General features: G+C 40.0%; 10 protein-coding genes. 8 read left to right on the forward strand and 2 right to left on the reverse strand.

What is annotated here, in order from left to right; all coding sequences use genetic code 11:
- Positions 1 to 32 precede the first annotated feature (32 nt).
- From Q0874_RS11960 to Q0874_RS11990, 7 genes are all read left to right on the forward strand, one after another.
- A complete protein-coding gene (locus Q0874_RS11960) occupies positions 33 to 3,443 on the forward strand; it encodes a HEAT repeat domain-containing protein (protein ID WP_299163489.1) in 3,411 nt (1,136 codons plus the stop codon).
- 220 nt (positions 3,444 to 3,663) lie between these two features.
- Positions 3,664 to 5,112 (forward strand): serine hydrolase, encoded by a 1,449-nt coding sequence (locus Q0874_RS11965; protein ID WP_299163490.1) that lies wholly within the window; start codon positions 3,664 to 3,666, stop codon positions 5,110 to 5,112.
- Positions 5,112 to 6,134: a DUF3500 domain-containing protein gene (locus Q0874_RS11970; RefSeq protein ID WP_299163491.1), complete on the forward strand. Its 1,023-nt coding sequence runs from the start codon at positions 5,112 to 5,114 to the stop codon at positions 6,132 to 6,134. The genes Q0874_RS11965 and Q0874_RS11970 overlap by 1 nt, the downstream gene beginning before the upstream one ends.
- Positions 6,135 to 6,393: 259 nt before the next feature.
- Positions 6,394 to 8,076, forward strand: a complete 1,683-nt coding sequence (locus Q0874_RS11975; protein WP_299163492.1) for a hypothetical protein — start codon at positions 6,394 to 6,396, stop codon at positions 8,074 to 8,076.
- A 65-nt stretch (positions 8,077 to 8,141) separates the two neighbouring features.
- A complete protein-coding gene (locus tag Q0874_RS11980; RefSeq protein ID WP_299163493.1) occupies positions 8,142 to 9,872 on the forward strand; it encodes a hypothetical protein in 1,731 nt (576 codons plus the stop codon).
- Between the two features lie 62 nt (positions 9,873 to 9,934).
- Positions 9,935 to 10,597 (forward strand): SCO family protein, encoded by a 663-nt coding sequence (locus Q0874_RS11985; protein ID WP_299163495.1) that lies wholly within the window; start codon positions 9,935 to 9,937, stop codon positions 10,595 to 10,597.
- A gap of 92 nt (positions 10,598 to 10,689) precedes the next feature.
- Entirely contained in the window at positions 10,690 to 11,742 is a 1,053-nt protein-coding gene (locus Q0874_RS11990) for an SMP-30/gluconolactonase/LRE family protein (RefSeq protein ID WP_299163496.1), read from the forward strand.
- A gap of 70 nt (positions 11,743 to 11,812) precedes the next feature.
- On the opposite strand, the gene Q0874_RS11995 is transcribed toward Q0874_RS11990, so the two are convergent.
- On the reverse strand, positions 11,813 to 12,754 hold the full coding sequence (locus tag Q0874_RS11995; RefSeq protein WP_299163498.1) for a nitronate monooxygenase: 942 nt from the start codon (positions 12,752 to 12,754) through the stop codon (positions 11,813 to 11,815).
- Positions 12,755 to 12,820: 66 nt separating this feature from the next.
- On the reverse strand, positions 12,821 to 14,011 hold the full coding sequence (mnmA, locus tag Q0874_RS12000) for a tRNA 2-thiouridine(34) synthase MnmA (protein ID WP_299163499.1): 1,191 nt from the start codon (positions 14,009 to 14,011) through the stop codon (positions 12,821 to 12,823).
- A 286-nt stretch (positions 14,012 to 14,297) separates the two neighbouring features.
- On the opposite strand from mnmA, the gene Q0874_RS12005 reads away from it, so the two are divergent.
- Positions 14,298 to 15,281, forward strand: coding sequence for a fasciclin domain-containing protein (locus Q0874_RS12005; RefSeq protein ID WP_299163500.1), 984 nt, complete (start codon positions 14,298 to 14,300; stop codon positions 15,279 to 15,281).
- Positions 15,282 to 15,481 lie beyond the last annotated feature (200 nt).

The following is a 15,481-nucleotide window of genomic DNA, read 5'->3' on the forward strand; positions in this document are numbered from 1 at the left end:
TATTTTAAATTAGTCTCGTTAATTAAATAAAAATGATTTCAAGCAGATACCTCTCATTTATTATCGCATTAATAACAATAGGCTTATTGGCACATTCATGTAGTCAAAAGTCAAAAATACCAAAGGAAACTCCCTTAACGTACAAGTTGGATTCTTTATCTGCAGCGACCTTGGTTGATGTAAGTCAGGAGTATATTTCGCCAAAATTGGCAGATGGACTAAAATTGGACTTATGGGCATCAGATTCATTGGCTCCGGATCCCATTGCCATTGACATAGATGATGAAGGCAATGTATATCTAACGAGAACCAACAGGCAAAAAAATTCTGAATTTGATATCAGGGGGCATCAGGATTGGATGACGGCCTCCATTAGTCTGCAAACAGTAGAAGACAGGCGTGCTTTTTTGCGTAAAACATTCGCTCCTGAGCTCAGCAAAGAGAACGAATGGTTTCCTGATCTAAATAACGACAGCATACACGACTGGAAGGATCTCACCGTTGAAAAAGATGAAATATGGAAACTGGAAGACACCGACAAGGATGGTGTTGCCGATGTTTCCAGACGTATTTTGGAAGATTTTAATGAAGAAATTACAGATGTTGCAGGCGCCTTATTAGTGCGGGACGATGATATTTTTGTTGGTATAGGACCCGATATGTGGCGCGTAGAGGATTCAAATGGTGATGGTGTCATGGATACCAGAACTTCAATTGCACATGGTTTCGCAGTACATATTGGATTTGGAGCTCACGGAATGTCCGGGGCAATAGAAGGCCCCGATGGTAAAATTTATTGGGGAATTGGTGACATTGGAGCCAGTATCACCACAGTAGAAGGTGATACACTGCATTATCCAAATCAAGGAGTAATTGTCCGATGTAATCCTGACGGTACCAACTTTGAAGTTTTTGCAAGAGGCCTTAGAAATACACACGAATTTGTTTTTGATGCGTACGGCAATTTAATTTCTTCAGATAATGATGGGGACCACAGGGGAGAAAGTGAACGACTTGTGCATATTGTCGAAGGTTCGGATGCCGGATGGCGTGCAAACTGGCAATACGGTAAATATACTGATCCTAAGAACAATAGCTATAAAGTGTGGATGGATGAAAAGCTATACCTCCCCCGCTGGGAAGGACAGGCAGCCTATATAATTCCTCCTATTGCGAATTACCATAATGGTCCTACAGGGATGGTTTATAACCCGGGGACCGCCCTTGGGAAGGACTGGCTGAATCAATTCTTTCTGGTTGAATTTGTGGGAGATCCGGCACTTTCACATATTTGGTCCTTTACTTTAAAGCCAAAAGGGGCTTCCTTTGATCTGGATAAGGAGACAGATGTCTTAAGTGGTGTCTTACCAACCGGTTTACAATTCGGGCCTGATGGTGCACTATACCTGGCTGATTGGATTAATGGTTGGGGGACAAAAAATTATGGACGCATCTGGAAATTGGATGTTGAAGATTCAAAAAACGATTTAAATGCAGAAAGACTGGAGACCCAAAGGCTTATGGTCTTAAAATATGAAGATCAGTCTGCCGATGATCTTGTTAAACTACTGGCGTATCCGGATATGCGCATAAGAAAAAAGGCTCAATTTGAGCTTGCAGACCGCACTTTTTGGGGATACAGGTCCTTAAAAAAGGTGATATTGGAAGATAAAAACCAATTCGCACGTATACACGCAATTTGGGGAATTGGTCAGATTGCTTCAGATAATATTAAGAAAGCCCAACCTTTAATGGATTTATTGAATGATGAAGATCCCGAAATTATAGCTCAGGCGGCAAAAGTTATCGGAGATGTTAAATATAAGGAGGCCGGAGACAAACTCATTTCTTTACTGGAACATGAAAACGAAAGGGTGCGTTTCTTTGCAGCACAGGCTTTAGGAAGAATAGAATACAAGAAGGCAGTTCAGCCTTTAATTAATTTTCTGGCCGTTAATAATGATGAGGATGTATACTTGCGTCATGCCGCAGTCCTGGCATTGAGCCGTATTGGTGAAGTTGAACCTATGGTTGCATTATCCGAGAACCCGGAAAGAAGTCTGCGGATTGCTGCAGTATTGGTCTTAAGAAGACTTCAAAATGAAGATGTAGCGGTATTTTTAAAAGACGATGATGAATACATTGTAGCGGAAGCAGCCAGAGCCATCAATGACGATTGGTCAATACTTGAAGCCATGCCTGCACTGGCAGGTCTTTTGGAGGAAGAAAGATTTACATCAGAACCGTTGCTTCGCAGAAGCATTAATGCCGCTTTAAGAGTTGGTGGTGAAGAAGAATTAGATATGCTTATTTCATTTGCAAAAAGAACAGATGTTTCCGGTGATCTTCGGGGAGAGGCCTTGGCGGCCATAGGCACCTGGGCATCCCCTTCCGTTTTAGACAGGGTAGATGGACGATACAGAGGAGAAATTAGTCGGGATTCAAATTTTGTAAAACAAAAAATTCAGGGAGATATTCCGGTTTTCCTGGAGGATAAGGATCCTAATATTCTTATCGGCACTTCTAAAATTCTGGGAACCCTTGGAATATCAACCTATAATTCTCAACTAAAAGCTATTCTAAGCAGAGATAGAAGACCGGAAGTAAGAGTTGCCATGATAGAAGCTTTAGGAGAATTACATGACGAGGCAATTGCCTCAATTGTAAAAACCGGGATGCGCGACAATGATGAAAATGTTCGCGCCGCAGCTGTGAGTATGATCCCTGAGTTAAATATTTCCAAAAATGAATTACCCGGAGTTATATATCCAATTTTTAAAAATGGATCTATCAGGGAACAGCAAGGAATGATAAATGCTTTGGCAGAAATGCCTCTTGATCAAAGTCAGGATGCAATAGAGGATCTGATTCAAAAAGCAGGGAACAAACAACTTAATCCCGGAGTTATCCTGGATCTTATTGAGGCTGTGGAATCTACCCATTCCGAAGAACTGATTGCAAGTTTAGGAAAACTCAAAAATGGTGGGTATTCTATGGATTCTTATAGGGAAGCCCTATATGGAGGTCGTAGTTGGCCCGGGGCTAATGTTTTTAAAAATAATTCAGCGGCACAGTGCGTAAGATGCCATGCAATTGATGGAGCCGGCGGTCAGGTAGGCCCGCCTCTGGACAATATAGCGAATATACTAAGCAGGGAAGAAATCTTACAATCCCTTATTGAACCCGGAGCCCGTTTGGCTCCCGGCTATGGATCTGTGGTGCTGACCCTTAAAGATGGCCAGGTGGTATCGGGAATACTTGCAGCGGAAAACAAGGAGGAAATAATTCTTAAGACCTCTGATGCAGAACCTATGGAAATAGCGGTTTCAAGAATAAAGAAAAGAGAAAACATGCCTTCGGCAATGCCACCAATGGGAACGCTATTATCCAAAAGGGAACTTAGGGATTTGGTTGAATTTTTATCCAATTTAAAAGGAAAATAATCAGGGGATATTCGCAATTTATATTTGTTCCTTTAGTTTTCGAATCCACCGTGGAATTTCGAATTTAATTATTACCTTATGCAGGGCTTTTTTATTGATGATGCTGCAACCTGGGACAGATAAAATAACATGCCTTAGCACTTTTCGCAAAAAGTGAACTTATTTATATCAATAATTATATTGTAACATTACTAATTCCTATAAACCAACTTAATCACCAATGAATCGTATAAAATTTAAACTTTTTCTCTTAATCTGTTTTTTTTACCTCAACACCAGTGCTCAAGAGAGTAAAAAGGACTATTCCGAGGCCTTTAAAATTATTGAGGTCTGGTTAGATGCTCAAAAAGATTACGAAAAACTCCCGGGCATTTCTGCGGCAATAATCAAGGATCAGGAAATTATTTGGTCCGGTGCATTTGGCAAAGCAAATATTGAAGCAGATGTCAATACCGAAACAACTACCATTTGCAGTATCTGTTCTATTTCAAAATTATTTACCGCAACTGCCATTATGAAGTTATATGATGAAGGTAAGCTGCGTTTGGACGATAAAGTGAGTGATCTTTTGCCCTGGTATAATCTTGATCAGAAATATTCAGAAAGCGGCCCTATTACAGTACGTAATTTATTGACCCATTCCTCTGGTTTACCAAGAGAGGCTAATTTTCCCTATTGGACAGGCCCTGATTTTCCATTTCCCTCGAAGGAGGCAATAAAAAAGGAATTAGGCAATCAGGAAACTTTATACCCGGCATCGACCTATTTTCAATATAGCAATCTGGGTCTTACCCTGTTGGGAGAAATTGTGGAACAGGTGGCAGGGGTATCTTATACTGAATACGTTGAAGAGCATATCATAAAACCCCTTCAGCTTAATGATACAAGAACACAACTCCCTGAAAATTTATATGGCAGTCAATTGGCTATAGGCTATTCATCTTTAAACAGGGAGGGACAGCGTAAAAAGGTAAAGCTGTTCCAGGCAAATGGAATCACCGCCGCTGCAGGATTCTCATCCAATGTATTGGACTTGGGTAAATTTGCCTCCTGGCAATTTCGCTTACTCGATTCAACAATTACAGAAATAATAAAACCATCAACCTTAAAATATATGCAACAGGTACACTGGACTGATCCGGATTGGAAAACTACCTGGGGGTTAGGTTTTGCAGTTTCTAAAGGCAGTGACGACACAAAATGGGTTTCCCATGGTGGAAGTTGCCCGGGCTATAGATCTGGTATACAGTTAAATCCAAAATCTAAAATGGCTTATGCTGTCATGATTAATGCTAATGGCACAAACCCCCATAAATATGCCATGGAAATGCATGCTATTCTCAATAAGGTGAAAGAAGAATCTAAAAATGGTAAAGTAATTACAACTTCAAAAAAGGATATGAAAGAATATACCGGTTATTACAGCAACCAACCATGGGGAAGTGAAAGTTATATTTCAAGCTGGGAAGGAAAGCTGGTTATGTTAAGGCTTCCCTCCCAATCACCTGCCAAATCCATGACTTTCCTTAAGTATGTGGAGGGAGATAGTTTTCAAAAAATAAGAAAAGACGAAGAGCCCGGAGAGATGATAGTTTTTGAACGGGATGAAACCGGGAAGATTACCAAATACAGTCAACATGGGAACTACTCTAATAAAATAAGAAACTAATGAAATTTAAATCATTTTTTTTACTGCTTGGATGCAGCCTCTTTTGTGCCAGCGTATCCTCACAAGAACTCAATTTACTGGCAACAAAATTTTTAAACACGCTTGATCCGGAATTAAAGTCAAAAACAGTTTTTGCTCTGGATGACGAAGAACGGTTGAATTTTAATTTTGTCCCTATAGTACGAAAAGGCCCTACTTTTCATGACTTCAATGATGAACAAAAAGAGGCCGCTATGGCGCTGCTCAGAGCTTCCCTGAGTGCAGAGGGGTTTCGAAAAACAAAAGAGATCATAGAACTGGAAAATGTTTTGCGGGAGATTGAAAGCGGTAAATTCCAAATGGCAGATGGCTCGCGTCGTGATCCACTCAATTATCACTTTTGCGTATTTAATGACCCCGCAACCGAGCAGTTTTGGGGTTGGCGATTTGAAGGGCATCATATTTCCTTTAATTTTGTTGGCTCAAAGGGTAAGATTGTGGCCTCTACTCCATCGTTTCTTGGATCCAACCCGGCCATAGTTCTCGAAGGTAACCTAAAAGGCAGGGAGGTTTTAAAATTGGAGAGTGAATTGGGTTTTGCATTGGTAAATTCCCTTTCAAAAGAACAGTTAGCTAAAGCGCTCTTTTCTGAAGAAGCACCCAGGGAAATTATCACCACTAATAAACAGGAAGTGACCAATCTTGATCCATGGGGTATTTCTTATTCAGATTTAAATCAGGACCAGAAAAAAGCTTTTGAAAAATTACTCCTGGTTTATTTGAACAATTATGAATCCGGATTTTCTAAATCTCTTTTAGACAAGATAAATGCCTCAGGGATGGATAAGCTCTCATTTGCATGGGCAGGCAGTTTAGTGCCAGGAAAGGGCCATTACTACAGAATACAAAGCCCCGTGATTTTAATAGAATATGACAATACACAAAATAATGCCAATCATGTGCATACGGCAGTAAGGGATCTTACGAATGATTTTGGGAGGGATCTTCTGAAAGAACATTATAGTGAAAGCCACAAACATTAATAGGTAGTCATATAAATTGGATCGAATTAAAAGACTTTAAGTAGATAACTAAAATTAAAAGTGGCTTAGACAAATGGGCATCCATACTTTTTAATGCCCAATCTAAGCGTAAATAGCAACAAACTATACAGTTTTATTTTTAGACTATTTCAACAAACATAGAATTTACTATCTTTAAAGGAAGTTGCATAGCGTTTTACGGCCCATCCTTTCGCTTACACATATACATATGCTTCCTGCGTATTAAACTTGTTTTATAATGAAAACTCAAGACATTCTGTATCTAGGTATATTGATTTTATGTGTACTTAGCTTCACGAATTGCAAAAAGAATCCGAGACCTAATCCTGAATTGGCATCAATAGGCCTTTTCAGAGGAGACCTTGCCCTATGTGGCAGCGGACAGTTTGGAGAGGTGAGTTTTTCCCTCGCCTGTGATTATGAAACTCGTGCCGACTTTGATCTTGCGGTTTCTTTATTGCATTCCTTTGAATATGTTGAAGCAGAAAAGGCCTTTGTAAATATAATTGATAAGGATCCGGAATGCGCCATGGCCTATTGGGGCGTAGCAATGAGTAATTTCCACCCCTTGTGGTCTCCTCCTAGTAGGGAAGAACTCCAAAAAGGCTCTAAAATTCTTAAAATAGCAGCGACAATTCCAAAATCTGAGCGCTCCGGAGAATATCTGGATGCCATAAATGCCTTTTATACTGATTGGGAAACCTTAGATCACAGTATCAGAATAAAACGCTTTGAATCTGAAATGGAACAAATCTTTAAGGCCTATCCCGATGATAAAGAGGCAGCAATTTTTTATGCACTGGCATTAAAGGCCGCTGCAGACATAACTGATAAAAATTATACTAATGAAAGAAAGGCAGGTGCTATACTGGAAGCCTTATTTCCAGATCAGCCAGATCATCCCGGGATTGCGCATTATATTATTCACAATTACGACAATCCTGTACTTGCAGAAATGGCATTGCCAACGGCCAGAAGGTATGCGGAAATTGCACCGGCTTCAGCTCATGCCCAACATATGCCTTCACATATCTTTACGCGATTGGGTTTATGGGAGGAATCAATTGATTCTAACCTAAACTCTACTTCTTCCGCAGTATGTTATGCATCTTCGATAGATGAAAATGCCCATTGGGATGAAGAAGTTCACGGCATGGGTTATTTAGTTTATGCCTATTTGCAAAAAGGAGATAACGATAAAGCCCAAGAACAATTCACATATCTTCAAGGTTTTGAAAAGGTGTTTCCGGCTAATTTCAAAATAGCATATACCACCGCAGCAATACCCTCAAGAATTGCACTTGAAAATAGAGATTGGGCCGCGGCGGCAGAACTTCAATTACCACTAATCGATATTGTTCCCTGGGATAAATTTCCATGGGAAAGATCTATTATGAATTTTTCTAAGGCCCTTGGAGCTGTTCATCTGGGCGACACTTTTTCTGCCAAAAATGAATTGAAAACCTTGAAATCAAATCGTCAGGAGTTAGTAGCACTTGGTGATGACTATAAGGCCAACCAGGTAGAAATTCAAATTAATACTGTCCAGGCCTGGCTATACATGGCCGAAGGACAAAACAAACAGGCCTTGTCATTAATGCAAAAAGTAGTGGAGATGGAAGCTAATACTGCCAAACATCCTGTTACACCGGGTGAGGTTTTACCCGCTGTTGAGTTATTTGGTGATATGCTTCTTACCTTGGGCAATTCTGAGGGAGCACTCGAGGCCTACGAATTAGATCTAAAAACGCATCCCAACAGATTTAATGCGTTATATGGAGCTGCAGTAGCAGCCAAAGAAAGTGGGAATAATGAAAAAACGGCCTTCTATTTTGAAAAATTACTGGAGATTTCCTCATCAAACAGTGATCGTACCGAACTGGAAGAAGCTAAAAAATTCTTGAATGGTTATGAATCCTGATGCTATTTTGATCGTAGGTATTCATAAAAATAAGTAAAACTCAACTCAAATAAATAACAACAATCATGAAAACAAAATCCGGCCTTATCATTGTCGCAATTGGGTTACTTGCCCTCGTTTATTTTTTACCTGGTCAGATGGGTGAAAAAAAACTGGATCATTCACAAAAAGCTTCTTTCTACTCTATCAAATGTACAGTTGCTAAATATTTATTAAGCGATGTGGACACCACACAACAGATATCACCCTTATTCGAAAACCTTGGGAATCTTAGTTTTCCCATAACCACATCCAAAGAAATGGCGCAAACTTTCTTTAATCAGGGTTTAAGACTTACCTATGCTTTTAATCATGCAGAAGCACACCGCTCTTTTATGGAAGCATCCAGACTGGATCCGAATTCTGCCATGACTTATTGGGGGCAAGCCTATGCATTGGGGCCTAACATAAATGATCAATTGCCGCCAGACGAGCGTAAGGAGAAATATAATGAAGCAATGGCAAAAGCCAAAAAACTGGCTGCCACTGCCAGTCCGAAAGAACAGGCATTAATTAATGCACTTACATCCAGATACAGTACTGACCTTACCAAGGATGTAGCAGAATTGAATATGGCTTATATGAATGCCATGACCGAAGTAGTAAAGGAATTTCCTGAGGATTCGAATATTCAAACACTCTATGCAGCGTCTGTCATGAATACGGTACCGTGGAATTATTGGGATAAAGATGGGAACCCCTCCCCTAATATTGCCGAGGCAAAGGCCGCATTGGAAAAAGCCATGGAAATTAATCCGGATAATCCCGGGGCGCATCACTATTATATTCATATGGTTGAACTCCCAACACCGGATCTTGCGGTGCCTAGCGCAGATAAATTGGCTTCTCTTATGCCTGCTGCCGGCCATATTGTTCATATGCCCTCTCATATCTATATAAGAGTTGGCCGTTATCTTGATGCCGTAAAAATTAATCAGGCCGCTATTTTGGCGGATGAGGATTATATTTCACAATGTTATTCCCAGGGCCTTTATCCCCTTGGATATTATCCGCATAATATCCATTTCCTATGGTCTGCGGCAAGTTTATTAGGCGCCAGCGATATAGCTATTGATGCTGCCAAAAAAACGGCTGAAAAAGTACCCACAGGGGAATTAATAACACTTCCCTTTTTGCAGGATTTTGCATCTACGCCAATGCTGGCCTATGTTCGTTTTGGTAAATGGAATGAGATATTGACTATCCCGGCTCCAAATCCGGAGATTAAGCATGTAAATCTTATGAGGCACTATGCCCGTGGCATAGCCTTTGTCCGAAAAAACAATGCGAAAGAAGCCCAAGAAGAGCTGGATGCTCTTGCGTCCCTTAAGGAGGATCCGGAACTGGAAAACCTCGTAGCTACAGCCAATAATAACTCCGCCTCGATTGCGCGTATAGCATATGAGGTAGTTGCCGGAGAATTGGCATCACTAAATGGCAATCTACCAAAAGCAATTGAACATTTACAAAATGCAGTATCCCTGGAAGACAAACTGGTCTATACCGAGCCTGCGGCATGGCATGTACCCACACGCCAAAACCTGGGCGCAGTATTACTAAAAGCCAAAAAATACAATGAGGCTGAAATTATTTACAAAGAAGACCTGGAAGTATTAAGGCAAAACGGATGGTCGCTTATGGGTTTATATAAAAGTCTGTTAGCCCAGGGCAAAATGGATGAGGCAACACTAATTAAAGCCGAATATGACAAAGCATGGGAGAATGCTGATATTGAAATAGACACTTCCGTACTCTGAAAATAGTGGAAGAAGAAGTCAATGAGTTACATTTAGCAGATTAAGTTAATAATACCGAATCATTGCAGACTGAATTTTTTAAAAATCCGCATTTAAGGCAGGGGATAATTGTATTTCTTGTACTTACATCCTTATTAATTTTTTTTTCCTATTGGTTGCAGGAAGAACAACCGGGGATTTATAACCCTTCAGATTTAAATCCTGCATTGGTAGACCAAAGTTTGCATAAGATTGAGCGAAATCATAAGGTTGCACCATTTGAATTGATTAATCAGAATGGCGATACAATTACACAGGAAGATTACAAAAACACAATCTATGTAACGGATTTCTTTTTTACCCGATGCCCTAGTATTTGTCCTGTAATGACTAATAATATGGAAGTGTTACAGCAGGAATTTATTAGTAATAACGACATAAAGTTACTGTCCATTTCAGTGACTCCGGAGATAGATAGTGTTTCTGTTTTATATAATTATGCTTCTAAAAATGGTGCCCTAGATACTAAATGGAATATTACCACCGGTAACAAAAAACATATTTATGAACTTGCCCGTAAAAGTTATTTTGCTGTGGTTGATGAGGGTGATGGCGGTCTGCAGGATTTTATTCATACGCCCAACTTCGTGCTGGTGGACAAAGAAAAACAGATACGAGGTATCTATGACGGCACTAAAGATGAAGAAATTCAGCGTTTGATTAAAGACATCAGAACCTTACAATAGTGGCCGGTATTTTTGGTAACTTGCTTAAAATCCCGGGGGAGACAAATAGCGTTTAATTAATTATAACTGGTTTGAGAATCAATTTAGATAAAATGAAAAAAATAGCTTACCTAAGCTGTTTTACAATAGTGGTTCTAATGCTGTCACAATGTAAAACCGAAAAAAAAGAGCCCTCTGTTACAGGACAGGAAGAACCAAAGGCTGTCACAATATTTGAACAGGGTGAGATTGAAGCCTATGACGAAAGTCTTTGGTCAATAGTCCCTAAAGAATCCAAAATTGAAGTTATTGCACAAGGGCATGACTGGACTGAAGGCCCGTTATGGTTACCAGATCAGGAAATGTTATTATACACAGACATACCCAGAAATGCAGTTTATAGCTGGAAGGAAGGGGAAGAAGCAAAATTGTATCTACAACCTTCAGGGTTTATGGGTGAAAATTTTGAAGGATCAGAACCAGGGGCTAACGGTTTACTGCTAAATAACGAAGGCAAGTTGGTACTATGCCAACATGGAGATAGGCAGCTTGCACTAATGCAAAGTCCGGTTATGGAACCAACAGCCAATTATAAAACACTGGCAAGTGCTTTTAAAGGTAAAAGATTCAATAGCCCAAATGACGCGGTGTACAAAAGTGACGGTGATCTTTATTTTACAGATCCTCCTTATGGCCTGCCGCAACGAATGGATGATCCAAACAAAGAACTGGACTATCAGGGGGTTTACAGGCTCAGTCAGGAAGGAGAATTAACCCTTTTAACCACCGAATTTACAAGACCCAATGGCATTGCCTTTTCTCCGGATGAAAAGAAACTTTATGTGGCGAATTCTGATCCGGAACTTGCTGTTTGGAAAGTATTTGATGTTTTGGAGGACGGTTCTATCCGCAATGGTAAACTCTTTTATGATGTAACCGAGCTGGTCCCAAAAGAAAAAGGCCTGCCGGATGGCTTAAAAGTTGATAATGACGGGAACTTATTTGCTACAGGGCCCGGAGGGGTTTTTATATTCTCACCCGAAGGAAAGGTATTGGGAAAAATAAAAACAGGGCAAGCCACTTCAAACTGTGCTTTTAATAAAGAAAAGACTACTTTGTATATTACTGCCGATAGCTACGTTTTAAAAGTAACATTGAAGTCTTAACAGTTACTATACATGCTCCAGATAGTAGATTAAGATATTTTACTCCTTACCAAGTTGAAATACATAATGGTTATAAATGGGGCAATTTATCTTGGGCTTCTCTAAATTCCTGTATCATATCAGCAATAATTTCGGCTGCAGGTTTAATGTCATGGATAAGCGCAGAAACCTGACCAATTTCCAACTCTCCTTCTTCCATATCACCTTCAAACATGCCTCGTTTAGCCCTGGCCCTACCCAGCAAATCTTTTAACTCCTCTACTCCATAACCCTGCTCATAGGCCGCCTGAACATCATTGTAAAATTTATTTTTAAGAAGTCTTACAGGTGCCAGTTCTTTAAGTGTCAAGTGGGTATCTCCTTCTCCGGCCTCTACAACTTTCTCCTTAAACAACTGGTGGGAAGATGCCTCCTCACTTGCCACAAATCTGCTTCCTACCTGTACACCATCTGCCCCCAAAATCATAACCGCGAGCATTGCACTACCTGTGGCTATCCCGCCCGCAGCGATAAGGGGAATATTAATTTTTTCATGAACGGCAGGGATTAGAGTCAGGGTAGTAGTTTCATCCCTTCCATTGTGTCCCCCCGCCTCGAAACCTTCAGCAACTACAGCGTCAACTCCTGCTTCCTGCGCTTTTAAAGCAAATTTGACACTGCTTACTACATGAACCACGGTAACACCATTTTCTTTTAAATAACTGGTCCATGTCCTGGGATTACCAGCTGAAGTAAATACGATCTTCACCTTCAATTCTACTATAATTTCCATTAACTTATCTATGTCCGGATAGAGCATAGGTACGTTAACTCCAAAAGGTTTTTCCGTTGCCTGCTGGCACTTTTGTATATGTTCCCTAAGAACTTCGGGGTACATACTACCTGCACCAATAAGGCCAAGTCCTCCTGCATTGGATACTGCGGAGGCAAGCCGCCAGCCGCTTGCCCAAATCATTCCCGCCTGGATAATTGGATACTCAATTCCGAAAAGTGAGGTTATTTTATTTTGCATATATTTTTAATCAAATCACCAGCGTTAAAATACAGCTATTAAAATACTGATTGTTCTGCAGAGAAATTAAGAAATTACTCCGGAACCCACAAGCTCGTTTTCAATATACCAGGCTGCAAACTGTCCCTCAGTTATGGCCGACTGCTTCTCTTCAAAATCAACATAAAGACCGGCATCAACCTTGTATAATTTTGCTTTTTGGAGTGGTTGCCTATATCTTATCCTGGCCCAAACTTCCAAAGAATTATCTACTCTAAGACTCAGGTCGGGTCTTATCCAATGGAGTTCTTCATTGGTGATAAATAATGTTCGTCTGAACAATCCGGGGTGGGTTTTTCCTTGTCCCGTAAAAATGATATTTTCGGAAACATCAGTTTCTATAACAAATAAGGGTTCAGGGGTACCCCCTACATCAAGTCCTTTTCGCTGTCCTTTGGTAAAGTAATGAGCACCCTGATGCTGGCCTACTACTTTTCCATCGGAAATTTCGTAAACCGGTTTTTGGGCATAAAAGGCCAATTCCTCAAATTTATTTTTAAAGACAGGGACTGATCGCAGGTATTGGGCCACATCATGGGGCACTTCCACTATGGGGCCTGTTTTTGGTTTTAATTTTTGCTGTAAAAAATCGGGTAATCTCACTTTACCAATAAAGCAAAGTCCCTGGGAATCCTTTTTATCGGCGGTAATTAACTCATTGTCAAAGGCTATCTTTCTTACCTGAGGTTTTGTCAACTCCCCAATTGGGAAAAGTGTTTTGGACAATTGGTCCTGTGATAACTGGCACAAAAAATAGGATTGATCTTTGTTGTCATCTATCCCGGATAATAGCCTGTAGGTGATAGATCCATCAGCATTCGAAATTTCCCCTTTTCTGCAATAATGTCCTGTCGCCACGTAATCTGCACCCAATTGCATCGCAATCTTTAGAAAAACATCAAACTTAATTTCCCGATTACATAACACATCAGGATTAGGCGTTCTTCCTTTTTCATACTCCCTAAACATATAATCTACAATTCGCTCCTTGTACTCTTTGCTCAAATCTACTGTTTGAAAAGGGATTCCCAACTTCTCAGCGACTATCAAGGCATCATTGCTGTCTTCCAGCCAGGGACATTCTTTGGAAATAGTCACAGAATCGTCATGCCAGTTTTTCATAAAAAGGCCTATAACCTCGTATCCCTGTTCTTGCAACAGATAAGCCGCTACACTAGAGTCTACCCCGCCCGAAAGTCCTACAACTACTTTTTTCATACTTGCTAAAGAGCTGCAAAATTACAAAATTTGATTATTATTCGGGCTAATACGAATAGACTAAACACCAATGCGGGAATCGAGAGCGTTGCAATAACAAGTATAAGGGCAAGGGTTTTGCTTATTGTCAAAATGCAATGAACCTTAAATAATTAGAAAACCAGCAAAAGTTAAATTCAAAAAATTAATTTTGCCGGAATATTAAAATTATCCTAAAGTTAATTAGACAAAAAAAATGTGTCCAAAAAATATTGCATTTTTATAGCACAAATAAAAAAACCGAATTATGAGAAAGAACCCAATTATGAAACATTTCCTGATTTTATCCTTTTTGGCCCTGGCCGTCCTGTCTTGTAATAATGACGACGATGGCGGTTCCCAATCAGGAGAAAACATTGTTGAATTAGCAATTGCCAATCCAAATTTATCCACTTTGGTTGAGGCACTGGAAATTACAGGTTTGGTTACTACCCTTGAAGGCCCCGGTCCTTTTACGGTTCTGGCACCTACAAATGCTGCGTTCGACCTATTTTTAGCTACCGGAAATTTTCCAAGTATCAATGATGTTCCTGTTGATGTTCTGGAACAAGTACTACTTAATCATGTAATAGGTTCACAAATAAATGCGGCTAATTTTGTAACTCTTTCCCGGAACTATGCAGAGACCCTGGCAGACGGTCCAACCACTGGCACAAAGCTCTCTCTATATTTCAACGCCACCGGTGCTGCAATAGAATTTAACGGCGCTTCTAAAGTAATTGACGCGGATGTGCTTGCTTCCAATGGTGTTATTCATACCGTTGACACCGTAATAGATTTTCCAACGGTGATGACTTTTATAACCAACGATATAAATTTTCAACAATTAACTACTGCTCTAACGACGGCAACACCGGGTACAGATTTCGCCGCTCTTCTTTCCGGCACTGGACCATTTACGGTATTTGCACCCGCGGAAATAGCCTTCGACGCTTTGCTGGCTACTAACGACAACTGGAATACAGTAAGCGATATTGATGAGGATTTGTTAACCGCTGTGCTCCAGCATCATGTAAGCAATGGCAATCTTCGCTCTGAGGCTATTACCGATGAATCAACTGTTACTACCCTGGAAGGTGACGACATTACATTTTCATTATCACTTGGTCTAATTACAATTACTGATGGTTCCGGTAATTCGGAAATCGTATTAGCGGTAGCCGATTTACAAGCTGCGAATGGTGTTATTCATCTTATTACAGAAGTAATGATCCCGGATACAACCAATTAGATTTGTAGTCTAACAAAAATTTAAAGCTTCTAACTGCCGTATTTGCGGCAGTTTTTTTGTGCTCAGGAATTAAGATCATTACACTTTTTTGTTAATTTATTAATTTTTTTTATTAAACAAAAGCAACCATTTAGCTGCTTCCGAATCTATATTTTGATTTAATCAAAATAACTTTATAGAATCATATTTAACTTCTATAA

The sequence above is a fragment of the uncultured Eudoraea sp. genome (assembly GCF_947490415.1).
GTDB lineage: Bacteria > Bacteroidota > Bacteroidia > Flavobacteriales > Flavobacteriaceae > Eudoraea.